The sequence below is a fragment of the Exilibacterium tricleocarpae genome, from assembly GCF_007004655.1.
Lineage (GTDB): Bacteria > Pseudomonadota > Gammaproteobacteria > Pseudomonadales > Cellvibrionaceae > Exilibacterium > Exilibacterium tricleocarpae.
Window position 1 is genome coordinate 252,194 of the sequence record NZ_ML660091.1, and the last position, 19,606, is coordinate 271,799.

Here is a 19,606-nt window from a genome sequence, read left to right on the forward strand (position 1 = left end):
AAACACGGCTGTGAGATCATAGCGCCACCTTTTGACACCCAAACCAGACACTCAGCGGCATGGTTGCGCCTCTCTTCGATATCTCCCCCCTGCTCCCGGCCATCGCCAGTAACACCCTGATACTGACACCGAACAGCCGCCTGCGAAACAAAATACTCGAAGCCTACGGCCGCTTACAGGCCGCCGCCGGCACCACTGTATTGACTAAACCGAGGGTCGAATCCATTGCCGCCTGGCTGGCGGAACAGTGGCAGTGCCTGCTCGATGCCGGTTGTGAAAGCGCCCGCGGTTGTGTGATCACCACCGTGCAGGCCGAGCTGCTGTGGCAACAGGTACTCGCCGAGGCGCCACTGCTGAATATCGAACAGATGGCGGGCCTGGCCGACCTGGCCTACCGGAATCTGGCGTTGTGGCAACTGCCACTGGCCAGTCTCGACAGCTTCAACGACCCGGACACGCACCAATTTTTGCAGTGGGCAAAAGCGTTTGAGCAGTGCCTGGCGCAGCGACAGCTTATTTATCGGGAACACAGTTATGCCATTATCGGAGCCGCTTATAACGAGCAGTTGCTGGCGCCTGAGCCGGTTATTCATTTGCAGGGTTTCGACGATCTGCCGCCGTTGTTCGAAATGGTGGTCAGTGCCGCCTGCCACACCCTGACCCGCGGCGCGGCAGCGCGCCACCCCGCCCCGCGACTGCGGCGCACCGAGGCGGAGACCGCCGGCGAGGAGTTGCACTGCGCGGCACAGTGGGCCCTGCAGGTGCTGCGGCATGAACCCGCTGCCACTATTGGTATCATCGTCCCCAACCTCGGCCAATGTCGCCAGCAGGTGGAAACCTGCTTCACCAAAGTGTTTGAGGCCCGGGCGCTGCTGCCTGAAACGGCGCGCTATACGCTGCCTTTCAATTTCTCCGCCGGCGTTCCCCTGGCCACCACCGCACCGGTTGCCGGCGCTTTGCAACTGCTGAACCTGAATCGCAACCGTATCGATCTCGAACCGCTTTGTGCGCTCTTGTTGTCACCTTTCCTCGGCGCCACCGAGGCTGAGTTGGCTGAACGCACAGCGCTGGCGGCACGCCTGCGCCAACTGGCCAAACCCAGAGTCAGCGGCGCGGACCTGCGTTATTGCAGCGAAGCGGTCGGCGCGGTATTGGCCGGGCAACTGCAACAGTTCGAGCAGTTGCGCCGGCGCGCCACGGCCAGGCAATCCCCCTCGGCCTGGCTGGCATTGTTCGCAGCGCAACTGGCGGCGCTGGACTGGCCCGGTCAGCGGCGTCTCGACAGTAACGAATACCAGCAGGTGACACAGTGGTACCAGGTGCTGGAAGCCTTTGCGGGTTTGGACGTCGCCGGTGTGCCACTCGATCTCGCGGGCGCGCTCAAGGCACTGCAGCACCTGGCACTTACCACCCACTTCCAGGCCCAGGTGCCCGATTCTCCCGTACAGATTCTCGGCGCGCTGGAAGGCGCCGGTCTTAACTTTACCCACTGTTGGGTCACCGGCCTGCAACAAAATGCATGGCCACCGGCGCCGGCGCCTCATCCCTTACTTCCGATCGATTTACAGCGACAACAGCGTATGCCCCACGCCGACAGCGCCCGGGAGCTGGCGTTTGCCCAGGCGCTGACCGACGGCTATCGCGCCTGCGCCGGCCAGGTGATTTTCAGTGCCTGTCGCCGCGACGGCGACAGCGAACAAGCCCCCAGTCAACTGATTGCCGATATTGCGCTGACCCCCATGGACGACGTGGTGGTTGCGGAGCCGACGGCGCTGGAGCAGTTTCAGACAGGGTTGCGCCTGACCCGGCAATTACAGTGGGTCGATAGCGCCCGCGGGCCGGCATTCGATCCGCGCCGCGAAACGCTGCGCGGTGGCAGCGGTATCCTGCAGCACCAGGCCGCCTGCCCTTTCGATGCCTTCGCAATCCACCGTCTGGGCGCTCAGGCACCGGTGCCACCCGGCTTGGGATTTTCTGCGATCGAGAAAGGGATGATTCTGCATGAAGCCCTGGCGGCGATCTGGCGCCAACTGCACTCGCAGGGCGAACTGCTGGCGTTAGCCCCCACGGCACTGACCGAACGGGTCGACGGTATCCTGGACGATATTATTGCCGGCTGGGCCCGGCGCCGGCCCGACTACCTCGGCAAGCGCTATTGCGAGTTGGAAAAGCAGCGCCAGTCACGCCTGGTGCTGGCGTGGCTGGCGTTCGAAAAAAAACGCCCGCCGTTTTCTGTATTGGCCGTTGAAGAGCGACTTGAGACCACTGTCGCCGGCCTGCCACTGGTGTTGAGACTCGACCGCCTGGATCAGTTTGACGATGGCCGGCGCCTGCTGATCGACTACAAAGCCGGCAAACCGGCAGTGCAGCGCTGGCAGGGTCCGCGCCCGCAGGAACCGCAGTTACCCCTCTACGCCATCAGCCTGGAGGCGCAGATTGATGCGATAGCGTTTGCCGAGATCAATGCCGGCGAGCAGCGCCTGCACGGGGTCGGCGACCTCGGCGGCGAACACGCGGGCATTCGTGCCCTCGACACCGCCAACCTCGATTTGCCCGATAACTGGCCTGCGGCCATGGCCCATTGGCGCGAGGTTCTCGAGACCCTGGCGCAGGAGTTTTTACGGGGCGATGCCGGTGTTATCTACAGTGATAAAGTCGTGCAGCGCTACTATACCGATTTTGTCGGCCTGAACAGGATTTTGGAACAACCGCAACTGGCCCGGGTCCGCGCCGCCGAAAAATGGCCGCTGGCGGCGCCCGCATCGTGAACCCGACGCTCGAGCCAACAACAGTCAGGGGCTGCACAAAAACCCGGGGAGACAACCGACCGTGAGCCATTTTTGACCCGTGAGCGAAACCTTACTCGACCCTGCAACACCCGTAGACGGCGAGGCCCGCGCCGCGGCGCTGGACCCGCGTCACTCCTTCGCCGTGGTAGCACCCGCCGGCTCGGGTAAAACGGGGTTATTGACCCAGCGGGTTCTGCGCCTGCTGGCCCATTGCGATCATCCGGAGGAAGTGTTGTGTATTACGTTCACGCGCAAAGCGGCGGCGGAAATGCAACACCGGATCGTCTCGGCACTGGTGACCGCGGCGGCTCCCCCTGCCGATAACGCCGACCCGCACCAGCGCTTGACCCGTGAACTGGCACTGGCGGTACTGGCCAGGGACCGCGAGTTGGGCTGGCATCTGTTACTCGCGCCGAACCGGCTGCGCATCCATACCATCGACGGTTTCGCCCGCAGCCTGACCCGGCAGTTGCCCATCGCCAGCGGCCTCGGCGCGCAACCCGATACACTCGAACAACCGGAGATCGCTTATCAAACGGCGGTAGCGGAAACCCTGAATCTGCTCGAGTCGGATACACCGTTTCACACCGATCTGCAACGCCTGCTGGCACATCTGGACAATAATTTGAATGCCGTCCAGTCACTGCTGATCGCGCTATTGCGCAAGCGCGATCAGTGGCTGGGCTCAGTGCTTGCCGCTCGCGATGCCCGCGCCTACCTCGAGGCCGTGCTGACGACGGTGGCCGAAGAAACCCTGGACGCAGCGGCGGCCGAACTCGCACCGGTCGGCGCGGAGCTGGCGGCGCTGGCTGACTACGCCGCCGGTCAGTTGCTGGCAACGGCGACGGCATCACCGATTACCGCCTGCCAGGGGCTCGACGAGCTGCCCGCGGCCAGCGCCGAGCAACAACCGCTATGGACGGCGCTGCTGGAACTGTTGCTGACCAAAGCGGGAACCTGGCGCGCCAGTATCGACAAGCGCTCGGGCTTTCCGCCGGGCGTCACAAAAGCGGAAAAGGCCGCCGCCAAGGCGCGCAAGCAAGCACTGCTGGCACTGATCGCCGAGTTGCGCGAGCGACCTGGTTTACTGCAATGCCTGCAGGCCGTGCGACACTTGCCCCCGCATCGTTACGCCGAGGACCAGTGGCAACTGCTCGACAGCCTGACCCGTCTGCTACCGGTGTTAGTGGCACAGTTGCGATTGGTGTTCGGCCAGCTCGGCGCCACCGACTTTGTCGAAATCACCCAGGCCGCCGGCGCCGCACTGGGCGACGATGAACAACCCTCGGACCTGGCGTTGAAGCTCGACTATCGCATTCGACATATCCTGGTCGATGAGTTCCAGGATACCGCCACCCCGCAATTGACACTGCTGCGAAAACTGATGGCCGGGTGGCAGCCCGGCGACGGTCGCACCCTGTTTATCGTCGGTGACGGTATGCAGTCGTGCTACGGTTTTCGCAACGCCAACGTCGGTATTTTTCTCGATGCGCGGGAGCACGGTATCGGCGCCATCCCTTTGCAGTCGCTCGATCTGCACGTCAACTTCCGCTCCCACAAAACCATTGTCGATTGGGTCAACCAGGTTTTTTCCCAGGCACTTCCGGCGCAGAACAACATTAACCGGGGAGCGGTTCACTACACGGACTCCACCGCCTTCAAACCCGACGCCGGCGGCAGTGAGGTGTCGGTATGGGCGTGCCCGGACGCTGCTGACCGCCAGCCGGAAGCGCAGCGGGTAGTGCAACTGGTAGCGCATTGCCTGCAACATTTTGCCGACGACAACATCGCCATTTTAGTGAGAAACCGCAACCACCTGCGAGATATTCTGGCAACCCTGAGCCGCGCCGGTATCAACTGGCAAGCCACCGATATCGATCCCCTGGCCGGGCGTATGGCGATTGTGGACCTTATCTCGCTGACCCGAGCCATGCTCGACCCGGGTGACCGCATCGCCTGGCTGGCGGTACTGCGGGCACCCTGGTGCGGGCTCGACCTCGCGGACCTGTTGGCGCTCGCCACCACCGATCTCGGCGCTCTCAACCCGCCCGCCGAAGGCGCCGCCTACCCGTTGCTGTGGCAGCAGATTGTCCATCACCGCGCAATCGCCACCCTCAGTGCCGGCGGCCGGCAGCAGTTGGACAAACTGTGCCGGGTGCTGGAACCGGCCTGGGCCGGGCGCGGGCGCAAACCCCTGCGCCTGTGGCTGGAAGGCATCTGGTTGGCGCTGGGTGGCCCGGCCGCGCTGCTCGACGATACCGATCTGGAGAATGTGCCGCGCTACTTCGACCTCCTCGAACACCACAGCCGGCCGGGCGGCCTCGACGACTGGCAGGCTTTTTATCGGGCGGTGGAGCAACTCTATGCGGCGCCGGGGCCCACCGCCGATGCGCGCCTGCAGGTGATGACCATTCACAAATCCAAGGGACTGGAGTTCGATACCGTCATTATTCCCGGCCTCGACCGCCTGCCCCGACAGGACGATCACGAGTTGCTGTTGTGGCAGGAATACATTACCCGATCCGGTGATAAACAACTGCTGCTCGGTCCGCTTGCCGCCACCGGTGAAGATCAGGACCCTATCTACCGTTATCTGCGCCGGGAACAAAGCCAGCGGGCGCAACTGGAGTCCACCCGCTTGCTGTATGTGGGTTGTACCCGCGCCATCAAGCGCCTGCACCTGGTTGCCAATGTCACCACTGATGATGCCGGCGACGACCTCAAACCGCCGCCGGCGAAAAGTCTGCTGGCGGGTATCTGGCCGGCGGTAAAAAACCAATTGCTGACCGATACGCCCGCCGTCTCGCCTGACACAGCATCCGAGGTACGGTCTGATACGGACCGGGAAGCGGCGCAACAACCGGACTGGGCCAGCCGTCATATCCTGCGCCTGGCGCCTGATTTCAACATGCCACCGCTGGCGGATACCGGCTGCCTGGCTGCCTACCGGGGCCGCGACTTCGATACCGGTGAGGATGCCAACCTGCCGAGCCCGGCGGATTTATTGAACCGTGCGGCGCGGCATACGGGTACGGTGCTGCATCGCTGCCTGTGTCAGATCACCCGCGAGGGCCTGGCGTTATGGGACTCCGGCCGCCTGGATCGACAGCGACACTTCTGGCACCAGCAACTGCGTCAATTGGGTATCGACGGCGACGACCTGACCCGCAGCCTCGACAAAATTCAAACCGCCGTGGCCAGCATGCTGGCCGACGCCACCGGCCGCTGGCTGCTCGACCCCGATCACAAAGACAGCGCCTGCGAGCTGCCGTTATACCAGACCAGCGCCGACCGCCAGCGGCTGTTCATTATCGACCGCACATTTATCGACGGCGGCTACCGGTGGATTGTCGACTACAAAAGCAGTGAACCGGCGGCGGGAGAAACGCAGGCCGATTTTATTGCCGCCGCCCTCGACACCTACCGCTCCCAACTCGAGGGCTATGGGGAATTATTTTATCGGGGGCACGCCGAACCGGTACGCCTGGCGCTGTATTTTCCGCTGTTGCAATGTCTGGCCGAATTACCGCCGTCACAGACGGGTCAAGAAAGCGACCCAAACTATTAGAATTCCAGTAGAATATCGCAAGACCCAAGCCAGCGACGGATTTCGGACCCCATGACACGAATAGCAGTAGAAGATTTAAATGTAGTCTCCCAGGAAGTTCTGGTGTCGCCCAACGATATCAAACGGGAACTGCCGATCAGCGAAGCCGCACGGGAAACCGTCACCGGTGGACGCCAGGTGGTGCGCGACATTCTCGACCGTCGCGACCACCGCCTGATGGTGGTGATCGGGCCCTGCTCGATTCACGATGTTACCGCCGCCAAGGAGTATGCACGGCGCCTGAAGACCCTGGCCGGCGAAGTGGCCGATACGCTGTTTATCGTGATGCGCGTGTATTTTGAGAAACCCCGCACGACCGTCGGTTGGAAAGGGCTGATCAACGATCCCCACCTGAACGACTCGTTTAAAATTCAGGAGGGCCTGCATATCGGCCGCCAGTTGCTGCTGGATATCGCCGAGTTGGGCCTGCCGACGGCCACTGAGGCCCTCGACCCTATCTCGCCCCAGTATATGCAGGACCTGATCGCCTGGTCGGCGATCGGCGCGCGCACCACCGAATCCCAGACCCATCGGGAGATGGCCAGCGGCCTGTCCTGTGCCGTCGGCTTTAAAAACGGTACCGACGGCAGCCTGACCGTCGCTATCAACGCGTTGCAGTCGGTTTCCAGCCCACACCGTTTTCTCGGTATTAATAAGGAAGGCCAGGTGGCCATTATTCACACCCGCGGCAACCCCTACGGCCACGTCGTGCTGCGGGGCGGCAACGGCAAGCCCAACTACGATTCGGTCAGCGTCGCCATGTGCGAGCAACAGCTCGCCGCCGGCGGCGTCGCCAACAATATTATGGTCGACTGCAGCCACGCCAATTCCAACAAGAACCATGAATTACAACCGCTGGTGATGGATAACGTGGCCAACCAGATCATCGAGGGCAACCAGTCGATTATCGGTATCATGGTGGAGAGCCACCTGGGTGCGGGCAACCAGAAGATCACCGAGAACCTGGATGAGTTGCAGTACGGTGTCTCGGTAACCGATGCCTGTATCGGCTGGGAGCAGACTGAAGACACTCTGCGCAGCATGCACCAGAAGTTAAAGGAAGTTCTACCTAAAAGAGCTTAATCTATTGAATTCTAAAGAAAAGCGGCTTGTATCAAGCCGCTGAAAGATGCTCGCGCAGATCGGTGAAGCCACCGATATAAGTCTGCCCGTGGAATATCTGGGGCACTGTCTTCACCTCCCGTCCAATGGTCGTCGCCAGGTCTTCCCGGCTGATTCCCGCTTTGTGGATATCGACGTAACGGTAAGGCAACTGCCGTTGATCCAATATCGCCTGGGCCTGGACGCAAAAACCACAGCCCTGGCGGCCGAAAATGGTGTATTGAGCCATACTTTCCTCCGTTGTCAGAGGCACTTTTCCGCGGGGAAAAATGCGGGTTTAGTGGGCGGATGTCCAACATGATACCGGACGGCCCACAGTCGGCAGGGGCTGGTTTGACGGGTACAAAGTCATTTCACCCAACCACTGCCTAACGAACAGGGCGAGTATAGTGAGCACAAATAAATTGTTGTAGTTAATTAATTCTATTCAATCGATAGTTAGACTTGATATTAAAATCACGGCATGCCGGCCCGGTTAGGCAGAGCGGACCGCGCCACTATTGGTAGTAAGCCTGTGAACGATCGGAGTGGTCGGTGATATCGCGCACGCCCTGTAGTTCGGGAATCTGCTCCGTCAGGGTTTTCTCCACGCCGTCTTTCAGGGTCAAGTCCACGGCGCTGCATCCCTGGCAGCCGCCGCCGAATTTTAAAATCGCATACTGATCTTCGGTCACTTCCATCAAACTCACCATCCCGCCATGGGCGGCGAGGCCGGGGTTGATTTCGTTGTAGAGCAGATAGTTGATTTTATCTTCGATGGGGCTGTCATCGGTGATCTTCGGCATTTTCGAGTTGGGTGCGCGAATGGTCAACTGGCCGCCCATGCGATCGGGAGAATAGTCGACTTTAGCCTCCTCCAGGAAGGGTATGCTGCGCTGCTCGAAGTAGGCGTCAAAACCCTTCAGCGCCATCTTTTCATCGTCTTCCTGTTCTTCACCGGGCCGGCAGTAGGCGATACAGGTTTCCGCCTGGGGCGTGCCGGGATTGGCGACAAACATGCGAATCGAGATGCCCTCACTGTCCTGTTTTTCCAGCAGCTCGAGCAGATATTCCTGGGCGGATTCGGTAATCGTTACGTTAACCATAGACCTTATTACCTGGATTAGGACCTCATACCTGATAAATTTACTCAGGTATTCTAAGGTAAATTAAGACGAGAAAAAACCGGAAGCATTTCAGGGTTGTTACCGGCGGCACACAAAGGCCCGATTTCTGCTAAACTGCGCCGCCTTACAAGATCAAAATATTTTGATATAGGTTAACCAATGACAGAGAGAGCCGCCCGCATTCAGGCCCTGCAACAGGCCATCGAAGCCCGCATACTGATACTCGACGGGGCCATGGGCACCATGATTCAAGCCCACAAGCTACAGGAAGCCGATTATCGCGGCGAGCGCTTCGCGGATTTCCATCTCGATATTGCCGGCAATAACGACCTGCTCTCCCTCACCCAGCCGGCGATTATCCGCGATATCCATACGGCTTACTTAAATGCCGGCGCCGATATTATCGAAACCAATACGTTCAATAGCACCCGCATCTCCCAGGCCGACTATGAAATGGAAGACCTGGCCCACGAGATCAATCTGGCCTCGGCGCGGCTGGCGCGCGAAGCTGCCGATGCCATGACCGCGGCGACCCCGGACAAACCCCGCTTTGTCGCCGGCGTGCTGGGGCCGACCAGTCGCACTTGCTCCATCTCCCCCGACGTCAATGACCCCGGCGCCCGCAACGTCACTTTCGACGAACTGGTGGAGAATTACCTGGAGTCCACAGAAGCCCTGGTGAGCGGCGGCGCCGATATCATTCTGGTGGAGACGGTGTTCGACACGCTCAATGCCAAGGCGGCGCTCTACGCGGTGCAGACCTACTTCGAGCGGGCGGCATCGGCGCTGCCAATCATGATCTCCGGCACCATCACCGATGCCTCCGGCCGCACCCTGTCGGGCCAGACCACCGAGGCATTTTACAATTCCCTGGCCCATGTCAAACCCCTGTCGATCGGCCTGAACTGCGCCCTCGGTGCGAAAGAACTGCGCCCCTATGTACAGGAGATGTCGCGGATCGCGAATTGCTATGTCTCCGCCCACCCCAACGCGGGTCTGCCCAACGAGTTCGGTGAATACGATGAAACGCCGGCGGAAATGGTAGCGGTGGTGGCGGAGTTCGCCGCCAGCGGCTTTGTCAATATTATCGGCGGCTGCTGCGGCACCACGCCCGACCATATCCGGGCCATCGCCGATGCCATGGCCGAGCATCGCCCCCGGCAGGTGCCCGAGATCGCGCCCGCCTGCCGTCTGGCCGGCCTCGAACCGTTTACCATCGACGCCGACTCGCTGTTCGTCAATATCGGCGAACGCTGCAATGTCACCGGCTCGGCCCGCTTTAAGCGGCTGATCAAGGAGGAGGACTACGACACCGCCCTGGAAGTGGCCCTGGAACAGGTGGAAAACGGCGCCCAGGTTATCGATATCAATATGGACGAGGGTATGCTCGACGCCGAGGCGGCGATGGTGCGCTTTTGCAACCTGATCGCCGCCGAGCCGGATATCGCGCGGGTGCCGGTGATGGTGGACTCTTCCAAGTGGGAGGTGATCGAGGCGGGGCTCAAATGCATCCAGGGTAAGCCCATCGTCAACTCGATCAGCCTCAAGGAAGGCGAGGCGGACTTTATCGACAAAGCCCGCCGCTGCGCCCGCTATGGCGCGGCGGTGGTGATCATGGCCTTCGACGAACAGGGCCAGGCCGATACCCGCGAGCGCAAAATAGAAATCTGCCGGCGCTCCTACGACGTGCTGGTCAATAAGGTCGGCTTTGCCCCTCAGGACATTATCTTCGACCCCAATATCTTCGCTGTTGCCACGGGCATCGACGAGCACAACAACTATGCCGTCGACTTTATCGAGGCCACTCGCTGGATTCGTCAAAATCTGCCTCACGCGGGGGTGTCCGGCGGCGTCAGTAATGTCTCCTTTTCCTTCCGCGGCAATAACCCGGTACGTGAGGCGATTCACTCGGTATTCCTCTACCACGCGATCAAGGCCGGCCTTAACCTGGGTATCGTCAATGCCGGTCAATTGGCCGTCTACGATGACCTGCCCGCCGAGCTGCGCGACCGGGTCGAGGACGTCGTTCTCAACCGCAGTGATGAGGGCACCGAAGCCCTGTTGGCTGTCGCCGAAAAATACCGCGGCGACGGCAGCGGCGGCGAGAAGAAAGAAGACCTGGCATGGCGCGCCTGGCCGGTGGCAAAACGGCTGGAACATGCGCTGGTCAAGGGTATCTCCACGTTTATCGAAGAAGATACCGAACTGGCCCGATGTGAGAGTGCCCGGCCGCTGGATGTGATTGAAGGTCCGCTGATGGACGGTATGAACGTGGTGGGCGATCTGTTTGGGGCCGGTAAAATGTTTCTGCCCCAGGTCGTCAAATCGGCGCGGGTGATGAAGCAGTCGGTGGCTTACCTGCAACCTTATATCGAGGCGGAAAAAGATGCCAAAGCCGCCTCCAACGGCAAAATCCTGATGGCTACGGTGAAAGGTGATGTTCACGATATCGGCAAGAATATCGTCGGGGTGGTGCTCCAGTGCAACAACTTCGAGGTGGTGGACCTCGGGGTTATGGTGCCGGGCGAGAAGATTCTCGACGTGGCGCAGCGTGAAAACTGCGACATTATCGGTCTGTCGGGGTTGATCACCCCGTCGCTGGACGAAATGGTCAGTGTGGCCAAGGATATGCAGCGCCAGGGCATCGACAAACCTTTGTTGATCGGCGGGGCCACCACCTCGAAGGCCCACACGGCGGTCAAAATCGATCCGCACTTCGACTGCAATCAGGTGGTCTATGTCGCCGATGCCTCGCGCGCCGTGGGGGTCGCCTCCACGCTGATGTCTGCCGAGCAGCGCGGTGATTTTGTCAACCGGGTGCGGCAGGAGTACGACCAGGTGCGCGAGCGCAACGCCAACCGCAAACCCCGGGGCACGGTGTTGCCCTATGCCGAGGCGGTCAAGGACGGCTGGCAGACCGACTGGGCCGGGTATACGCCGCCGGTGCCTGAATTTACCGGGGTGAAGGTGTTCGAAGACTATCCCTTGGAAACCCTGGTAGAGACCATCGACTGGACACCTTTCTTTATTTCCTGGGACCTGGCGGGCAAGTACCCGCGGATTTTCGATGACAAGGTAGTCGGGGAAGCGGCTCGCAATCTGTTCGATGATGCCCAGGCGATGCTGCGCAAGCTGGTCGACGAAAAGCTGTTGCAGGCCCGCGCGGTGATAGGTTTCTGGCCCGCCAACCGCGTCGATGGTGATGATATTGATGTCTATACCGATGAGACCCGCAGCAGCACCCTCGCCGCCCTTCACCAGATTCGCCAGCAGGCCCACAAGCCCGGCAACACCCAGCCTCACTACTCGCTGGCAGACTTCGTCGCCCCCCGGGACAGCGGTCGCGCGGACTATATCGGCGGTTTTGTGGTGACTGCCGGACTGGGTGCCGAGGCGTTGGCGAGCGACTATGAACGCGCCGGCGATGACTACAACAGCATTATGGTCAAGGCACTTGCGGACCGTCTGGCAGAGTCTTTCGCCGAGCATATGCATCGGCGGGTGCGACGCGAGTTCTGGGGCTATGCACGCGATGAAGCGCTGTCGAACGAAGAACTTATCAAGGAGCGTTACGCCGGTATCCGCCCCGCTCCTGGTTACCCCGCCTGCCCCGACCACACCGAAAAAGCGACCTTGTTCAAGCTGCTTGACGCTGAGGCCCACTGCGGTGTCAGCCTGACCGAGCATTTCGCCATGTTGCCGGCGGCGGCGGTCAGCGGCTGGTATTTCTCCCATCCTGAGGCGCGTTATTTTGCTACCGGTAAGATTGAGAAGGACCAGGTCGAATCCCTGGCCCGGCGCAAGGGCTGGAGCCTGTCAAAGATGGAGCGCTGGCTGCAGCCGGTGTTGAATTATGACACTTGAACGACCTAATGAAAAAAGTGCCATATCTAAATCGGAGTTAGGAGTATTGTTATTTTTGTGGTGGCACCGCTCCCAGCGGCACGATGATGCCACTCCCCTTTCTAGGGGCACCACTTACAGCGGCACAATACGGGGACGTAACTTCAGTTGCGTCCCCTTAGAATGGTGCCACTCCCCTCCCTCAAAGCCACCCGTTCAGCGCACTGCTATTTCCTTTTATTTCTCAAATAAGGAAGATCGGTAGGCGGGATCGTAGTAAACGGATAGTGGTGCCTTCGTTCACTGGGAGTGGTCCCTCTCGAGGGGGACGCAACTGAAGTTACGTCCCCGCACCGTGCCGCCGGAGGAGGCGCCGTTTGAGAGGGGTGTGGTCCCTCAAAGCCCAGCCCCCGCCCGGCGGCTGACGGCTTTACACTCCCCCTTGATCCGCGCCTCGCCGAGGGCGATATCCTTATCAATCAGAAAATATCCATGCCGGCAAAACCCGGAATCGGCCAACTGCGTCTCCATCCAGGCCACCACCTGTTCCTCAAAACGCTGCCGATCCTTGCGACTGCCGCGCGCCCCGTCACGGTTTGCGTCCACCCCGCTCTGACGCAGGACCGGACCCACATCATTGCGGCTGGCACCCCGCTTGCGCAGTGTGTAAGTAAACTGCTGTAAACCCTGGTCCGTGACCTCGGTATAAAACCGCTCGTCCATATCCTCACCAGGTGCCTCCTGCAGGTTCGAACAGGCCGCCACCATCAGCACAGTGGCGGCTACCGCCAGGGCTTTACAATACATCCGCTTTTCCTCTTTATCGTTCTCACTCAACCGACAACCCGACTCGACCCGCTTACATAGCGCTGACCGACACCTGGCTGACAAACACCGACATCTTCCCGCGTTCAGGCAATCGGCGCTGATACAGTGTGATACTTCCACCGGAACCCTTTCAAATAATGAAAAAAGCGCCAATCCTCCCGGCTTTCAACTTGCCGCTGTTTGGTGCATCATACCCTCGCCCTACCCGGTTGGGCCCCATGACTTTCGGAGGGACACTATGAGCGACAGCGATATCGACGAAAAACCGAGCTTTTTCCAAATCGTGTTATCCACCATCGCCGCTGCCTTCGGTGTACAAAGCGACAAAAATCGCCAGCGGGACTTTAAACACGGCAGCGTGCTGCCCTACATTGTTGCCGGCATTATCTTCACCGTCGGGTTTGTGCTGGCGGTTGTCCTGGTGGTCCAGGTGGTACTCAGCGGCGCCGGCAAGTAATTCTGCGGCTATCTCCATCGCCACCAGATTCAGAAAACCACTTTGTAGATCGGGCAGCTATATTACTTGAAATCATTGCCCGGTCTACAATAATCTCGGAAGCACCGATCTTATCGACTTAACCCGTTTATATCCGCCGCCATAACGTGGTGGTATCCAAACCGCCGGCGCGCAGCATCTTCTGGATATTACCCTTTAAACCGCGGTATTCCGTACTTGGCAAATGCTCTAAAAACCGCCGCTGGTGGGCGTTGGCAGAATCGTTCAGTGTGTGAATCAGGCGGCTGCCCCGCTCGGTCAACAGCAGCCGTATGGAGCGTCGATCGAGGCCGTCGTGCTGGCGCTGCACCAGCCCCTTTTTCTCCAGGCGATCGACCAACCGGGTAATCGCCGATCGGTCGATACCGATATTCGCAGCCACCTGCGCGGGCGTGGTAGCAAGTCGGTGATACAACACATTGAGTACCATCCACTGGGGCCAGGTCACATCGTGCTGCTGCAGGGACTCATTAAAGTGCTCCTGCATCAGGCTGGCCAGACGTGAAATCCAGTAGGTGAAACTATTGTGCAGATGAAATTCTTTGTCCGCTTGCTTGCCGCTTACCATAGAAGATGAGCCCTTGAAGTCGCGCTAACAGAATAGCCTGGCAAATTAGTTGACTAGGCAACACATGTCAAGCCCTACAGCCGCTGCCGTCAGCCGGACCGGATCGGGTCGCCGATATCAGTGTGGGTACAAAGAATAAAGCGGGTAGCTAGGCTACCCGCGAGGAATGGCCGAAATAATTATCAGGTATCAGGACGCTATTGACCGCTTACCCAGAAGATACAGGTCGTGACAAAAATGGCAATCAGTGCTATGGCTGCTATCGCGTCGGCGGTGCTGTCGCCCTGCTCTTGCATCTGAAGTTCTTCATTCATTGTTGCTTTACTCCGCATTATTATCGTTAGAATAGAATTAAGACTCAATTTGGCAATGTACGGCCTGGCAAGCCAGATGACATCCCCCCCGATAAAGTCCCCCGAAAATGCTGAAACTCTTACCGGCTCTCAGCTTTCCGGGAGCATCGATTCTACCGTCACCACCCGGGTGGCTTGCAAGCCCAACGGACCATTTATTCCAATTTGTTCTTAGAGTATAAAAAAGAATTAGTATGTGATCTTAGTTGCCGCTGGTATCTTGGCTTTCCCGAGCCTCGGGACGTGGCTCGCAGCGCCGATAAAACTAGTGTAAGCTTCGCCGCATTTTTTTGGTCTGCTTTTGGGCGACCGACTATCGGTGGCCGCCAGCAGATGGCCACCAGCTATAGACACCAACCGCAAGCCAATAACCGTAAGCTATATAGGTTTTTATTCCCCATGTATGTCTACGACGAATTCGATCGCCGGATACTCACCCAACGCGTCCAGCAGTTTCGCGGCCAGACCCAGCGCTATTTGGCGGGGGAGCTGAAAGATAACGAGTTCCTGCCCCTGCGGCTGCAGAACGGCCTCTATATTCAGCGCCTGGCGCCGATGTTGCGGGTCAATGTCCCCTACGGCATGTTAAACAGTACCCAACTGCGCAAGCTGGCGCACATCGCCCGGTTCTACGACAAGGGTTACTGTCATGTCAGTACTCGCCAGAATATCCAGTTCAACTGGCCCGAGTTGGCGGAGGTGCCGGATATTCTGGCGGAACTGGCGGAAGTCGAGATGCATGCGACCCAGTCCAGCGGCAACTGCATCCGCAATATCACCTCCGACCAGTTTGCCGGAGTCGCCGAAGACGAAGTTATCGATCCCCGCCCCTACTGCGAGATCATCCGCCAGTGGTCCAGTTTTCATCCGGAGTTCGCCTTTCTGCCGCGCAAGTTCAAAATTGCCGTGACCGGTGCTGCGGCCAGTGACCGCGCCGCCACCCAGGTGCATGATATCGGCCTGCAGGTGTTGGACGATCCGCAGCGCGGTGTCGGCTTCAAAGTACTGGTAGGCGGCGGCCTGGGGCGCACACCGGTGATCGGTAGCGTGATTCGCGACTTCCTGCCCGAAGCACACCTGCTGTCCTATTTAGAGGCGATTCTGCGCATTTACAACCAATTCGGCCGGCGCGACAACAAATACAAAGCCCGGATCAAAATACTGGTGCGCGCTATGGGCCCGGAGGCCTTCGCCGAGAAAGTAGAGACTGAGTGGCAGCAGTTAAAAGACGGTTACTCGACCCTTACCCAGGCGGAAATCGATCGCGCCAAGCATTTTTTCACCCGCCCCGCCTACGAGGATATTGACGCCGCCGCAGCCGCGGCGCAACTGCAGGCGCAGGCGTCTGAGCAGCGCGCCTTCGCCCGCTGGCTCGAGCGCAATACCCGCGGCCACCGGCAACCCGGCTACGCGTCGGTAGTGCTGTCGCTGAAGCCCACTGGGGTGGCACCGGGCGATGTGACCGATCGGCAACTGGAGATTATTGCCGACCTGGCCGACCGCTATTCCTTCGGCGAGGCGAGAACCACCCACGAGCAGAACATTGTGCTCGCCGATGTCAAACAGGCGGATTTGCCGGCGCTTTGGCAAGCCGCCAAGGCCGCCGGCTTCGCCACGCCCAATATCGGCACCCTCACCGATATGATCTGCTGCCCCGGCGGCGATTTCTGCTCGCTGGCGAACGCCAAATCGATTCCTGTCGCCGAGGCCATCCAGCGCCAGTACGACGATATGGATTACCTTTACGATCTTGGGGATATCGACCTGAACATCTCCGGTTGTATGAACGCCTGCGGCCACCACCATGTGGGTCATATCGGCATTCTTGGCGTCGATAAAAAGGGCGAGGAATTCTACCAGGTACAACTCGGGGGCCGCTCTGGTACCGACGCGGCCCTGGGCCGGGTTCTCGGGCCCTCCTTCGGCCGCCTCGAAGTGCCGGCGGTGATTCAAAAACTGCTGGATGTCTATGTGGAAAACCGCAATGGCGACGAGCAGTTTGTCGACACCTACCAGCGACTTGGGCTGGAGCCGTTTAAGGAGCGCGTCTATGCCAAATCTCATTAAAAACGGCGCTATCGTCACTGACGACTGGACGCTGCTGGACGCCGATGCCACCGATATCCCCGCCGGCAAGGTCATTGCGCCACTGGCGCTGTGGCAAGCCCGGCGCGAAATGCTGGAACAACGCGATCATCTGGGCGTGTGGCTGGATACCGACGAGACTGCCGATCAACTGGGGGCAGACGCGCAGACGCTCAGTCTTATCGCCGTCAACTTCCCCGGGTTTATGGATGGCCGAGGCTTTACCACCGGCCGCCTGTTGCGCGAGCGCTACGGCTTCAGCGGTGAATTGCGCGCCGTCGGCCACTTTATGCGCGATCAGCTTTGTTACCTGAAACGTTGCGGCTTTACTGCCTTTCACTTCGCTGAGCCGGTGGATCTCGATGCTGCGCTGCAGTCGCTCGACGATTTTACCGAGTACTACCAGGCCGGCACCGACCAACCCTTACCCCTGTTTCGTCGCCGCGCCTGACCCCCTGTCACCGGCCCTTTCGGGGCCGGCTACGTTTTTTTGATGCAATATCCCCGCGAGCCCCTAAAATAACCACAGTGGCCCGGCTGCCAGCGGGCTGCCGGGGGAGCCAGAGTCCGCCGCAGATTTTTGCCGGACTCTCTGACAGACAATAATACGCAAATCCGGTGCGCAACATGGGCGAGCCTGTTGTTCAGACCTTCTTTCTGATTTTTACCGGCGCCGCTGTGCTCGCGTCCATAGCGCTCTACACCCGCCAGCCGCTGCTGGTTGCCTATATCGTGCTCGGTGCCGTCCTGGGTCCCTACGGCATGGGGTTGATCACCAATGTTCACCTGATCACCGAAATCTCCCATATCGGTATTATCTTTCTGCTGTTCTTGCTGGGATTGGACATGCAGCCCCGGGCCCTGCTCAGTGTGCTGCGCAAGGCGACCAGTGTGGCGCTGATCAGTTCGCTGGTGTTTGCCGTCACGGGCTTTGCCATCGGTTACCTGTTCGGCTATGGCCTGCTGGAAAGTATGGTTATCGGTATGGCCATGATGTTCTCCAGCACCATTATCGGTATCAAGCTGTTGCCGACCACAGTGCTCCACCACAAGCACACCGGCGAGTTAATGGTGGGGCTGTTGTTGTTACAGGACTTTCTCGCCATCCTGTGCCTGATGTTGCTGCTCAGCGGCGATGTCGGCAGAGTTGATATGCGCCAGTTCCTGCTCACCATAGTGGCGCTGCCGCTGCTGGCGCTGTTCTCGGTGGCGTTTGTGCGCTATGTGCTGCTGAAACTAATCCAGGCGTTCGACCGCTTTCACGAATATATTTTTCTGCTCGCCATCGGCTGGTGCCTGGGGCTGGCGGAGCTGTCAGAGGCATTGGGCCTGTCGGCTGAGATCGGGGCGTTTCTCGCCGGTATCACCATCGCCACCAGCCCTATATCGCAATATATCGCCATCAGTTTGAAACCGTTGCGGGATTTCTTTTTGATTCTGTTTTTCTTCTCCCTGGGTGCCAGTTTCAACCTGAACCTGTTGTCCGAGGTCATTGTCGCCAGTGTGGTACTGGCCGCGGCGATGCTGGTTATCAAACCGGTGGTGTTCCGGGTGTTGCTACGCCACCAGAGTGAGAAAAACAGCCTGGCCTGGGATATCGGTTTTCGACTCGGGCAGATCAGTGAATTTTCGCTATTGATTGCGTTTGTGGCCACCAACGCGGCCATTATCGGTCAAAAAGCATCGCACCTGATTCAGGCAACAGCCATTATCACTTTCCTGGTGTCTAGCTATATCGTGATATTCAACTACCCCAGTCCCATCGCCGTGAGCGACCGGCTGCGACGGGATTAGGTGGCGTTCAGATTGACGAGATACCGCCCGATGGCGTGACCATTGTACAAACGTGTCAGATACTCGGGCGTTTGCGCCAGGGAGATCTCCTCGGCCATGGTGTCGAGCCCGGGCAGCTTCCACTCCCCGGCCAACTTGTCCCACACGCGCTGTTTTTGCGAGCGCGGCAGCTCCACCGAGTCCACACCCAGGAGGTTGACGTTGCGTAAAATAAACGGAAACACATTGCCGGCAAACTCGGCAGCCGCCGCCAGACCGCAGGCGGCAACACTGCCGCCGTACTGAATGGATTTGATCACACTAAACAGATAGTCGCCGCCGATACTGTCAATCGCGTGCGCCCATTGCGGCTTGGCCAAGGGTTTGCGAACCAGTTCCTGCAGGGTATCCCGGTCAATCACCCGACGGGCACCTAAAGCGGCGAGTTTTTCGCTGTGTTCGAGTTTGCCCGTCAGGGCCACCACAGAAAACCCCAGGTAATGCAGCAGCGCGATGCTGAAACTACCGACGCCCCCGCTGGCGCCGGTAACGGCCACTTCACCGTCCCCGGGCTGCGCGCCCAGCAACTGCAGTTTTTCGAGGCACAATGCAGCGGTAAAACCGGCCGTGCCGTAGATCATGGCTTCGCGTAGCGACAGCCCCGCCGGACACCGGCAGGCCCAGGCCGAGGGTACGCGAATTCGCTGGGCCAGGCCGCCGTCAGTATTCATGCCGAGGTCGTAGCCGCACACCAGCACCGGATCGCCGGGCTGAAAACTGCCACTGCTATCGACCAGCACCCGACCCGCCGCATCGACCCCGGGGGTGTGCGGGTAGCTGCGGGTGACGCCGCGATTACCCTGGGCGGAAAGCGCATCTTTATAATTCAGCGAGGAGTAATCGACCTCCACCAGGAGTTCCCCCGCCGGCAGCTCGTCGAGACGTCTCTCCACTACCGTCTGATTGAAGCCGCCGTGCTCGCCGTCTGCTACCCGCAGCGCCAGAAACGTTTCACTCTTACCGCCGTCACTCATAG

General features: G+C 59.6%; 13 protein-coding genes. 8 read left to right on the forward strand and 5 right to left on the reverse strand.

Annotated elements, in window-relative coordinates:
* Positions 1–59 precede the first annotated feature (59 nt).
* From FKG94_RS09295 to FKG94_RS09305, 3 genes are all read left to right on the forward strand, one after another.
* Positions 60–2,768, forward strand: coding sequence for a PD-(D/E)XK nuclease family protein (locus FKG94_RS09295; protein WP_142903940.1), 2,709 nt, complete (start codon positions 60–62; stop codon positions 2,766–2,768).
* A 79-nt stretch (positions 2,769–2,847) separates the two neighbouring features.
* A complete protein-coding gene (locus tag FKG94_RS09300; protein ID WP_142903941.1) occupies positions 2,848–6,357 on the forward strand; it encodes a UvrD-helicase domain-containing protein in 3,510 nt (1,169 codons plus the stop codon).
* Positions 6,358–6,408: 51 nt separating this feature from the next.
* Positions 6,409–7,479 carry a 3-deoxy-7-phosphoheptulonate synthase gene (locus FKG94_RS09305; protein WP_142903942.1) on the forward strand — a complete coding sequence of 357 codons (1,071 nt, stop codon included), beginning with the start codon at positions 6,409–6,411 and terminating at the stop codon, positions 7,477–7,479.
* Between the two features lie 31 nt (positions 7,480–7,510).
* Here FKG94_RS09305 and FKG94_RS09310 read toward each other — a convergent pair whose 3' ends face one another.
* Positions 7,511–7,747: a GrxA family glutaredoxin gene (locus FKG94_RS09310; RefSeq protein WP_142903943.1), complete on the reverse strand. Its 237-nt coding sequence runs from the start codon at positions 7,745–7,747 to the stop codon at positions 7,511–7,513.
* Positions 7,748–8,015: 268 nt separating this feature from the next.
* Positions 8,016–8,603, reverse strand: coding sequence for a Fe-S biogenesis protein NfuA (gene nfuA / locus FKG94_RS09315; RefSeq protein WP_142903944.1), 588 nt, complete (start codon positions 8,601–8,603; stop codon positions 8,016–8,018).
* A gap of 180 nt (positions 8,604–8,783) precedes the next feature.
* Between nfuA and metH the strand changes: the two genes are divergently transcribed.
* Positions 8,784–12,488: a methionine synthase gene (gene metH, locus FKG94_RS09320; protein WP_142903945.1), complete on the forward strand. Its 3,705-nt coding sequence runs from the start codon at positions 8,784–8,786 to the stop codon at positions 12,486–12,488.
* Between the two features lie 375 nt (positions 12,489–12,863).
* Here the strand turns inward: metH and FKG94_RS09325 are convergent, their stop codons facing one another.
* Complete coding sequence (locus tag FKG94_RS09325) at positions 12,864–13,274, reverse strand: hypothetical protein (protein ID WP_142903946.1); 411 nt, start codon at positions 13,272–13,274, stop codon at positions 12,864–12,866.
* A 259-nt stretch (positions 13,275–13,533) separates the two neighbouring features.
* Between FKG94_RS09325 and FKG94_RS09330 the strand changes: the two genes are divergently transcribed.
* Positions 13,534–13,752 (forward strand): DUF2970 domain-containing protein, encoded by a 219-nt coding sequence (locus FKG94_RS09330; protein ID WP_142903947.1) that lies wholly within the window; start codon positions 13,534–13,536, stop codon positions 13,750–13,752.
* 127 nt (positions 13,753–13,879) lie between these two features.
* Here the strand turns inward: FKG94_RS09330 and FKG94_RS09335 are convergent, their stop codons facing one another.
* Positions 13,880–14,359, reverse strand: a complete 480-nt coding sequence (locus tag FKG94_RS09335) for a MarR family winged helix-turn-helix transcriptional regulator (RefSeq protein ID WP_142903948.1) — start codon at positions 14,357–14,359, stop codon at positions 13,880–13,882.
* A gap of 752 nt (positions 14,360–15,111) precedes the next feature.
* On the opposite strand from FKG94_RS09335, the gene FKG94_RS09340 reads away from it, so the two are divergent.
* From FKG94_RS09340 to FKG94_RS09350, 3 genes are all read left to right on the forward strand, one after another.
* A complete protein-coding gene (locus FKG94_RS09340) occupies positions 15,112–16,779 on the forward strand; it encodes a nitrite/sulfite reductase (protein WP_142903949.1) in 1,668 nt (555 codons plus the stop codon).
* Entirely contained in the window at positions 16,763–17,248 is a 486-nt protein-coding gene (locus FKG94_RS09345; RefSeq protein WP_142903950.1) for a DUF934 domain-containing protein, read from the forward strand. Before FKG94_RS09340 ends, FKG94_RS09345 begins: the two co-directional genes overlap by 17 nt.
* A 176-nt stretch (positions 17,249–17,424) precedes the next feature.
* A complete protein-coding gene (locus FKG94_RS09350) occupies positions 17,425–18,591 on the forward strand; it encodes a cation:proton antiporter domain-containing protein (protein WP_142903951.1) in 1,167 nt (388 codons plus the stop codon).
* Here FKG94_RS09350 and FKG94_RS09355 read toward each other — a convergent pair.
* On the reverse strand, positions 18,588–19,604 hold the full coding sequence (locus FKG94_RS09355) for a YhdH/YhfP family quinone oxidoreductase (RefSeq protein ID WP_142903952.1): 1,017 nt from the start codon (positions 19,602–19,604) through the stop codon (positions 18,588–18,590). The genes FKG94_RS09350 and FKG94_RS09355 overlap by 4 nt on opposite strands.
* Positions 19,605–19,606 lie beyond the last annotated feature (2 nt).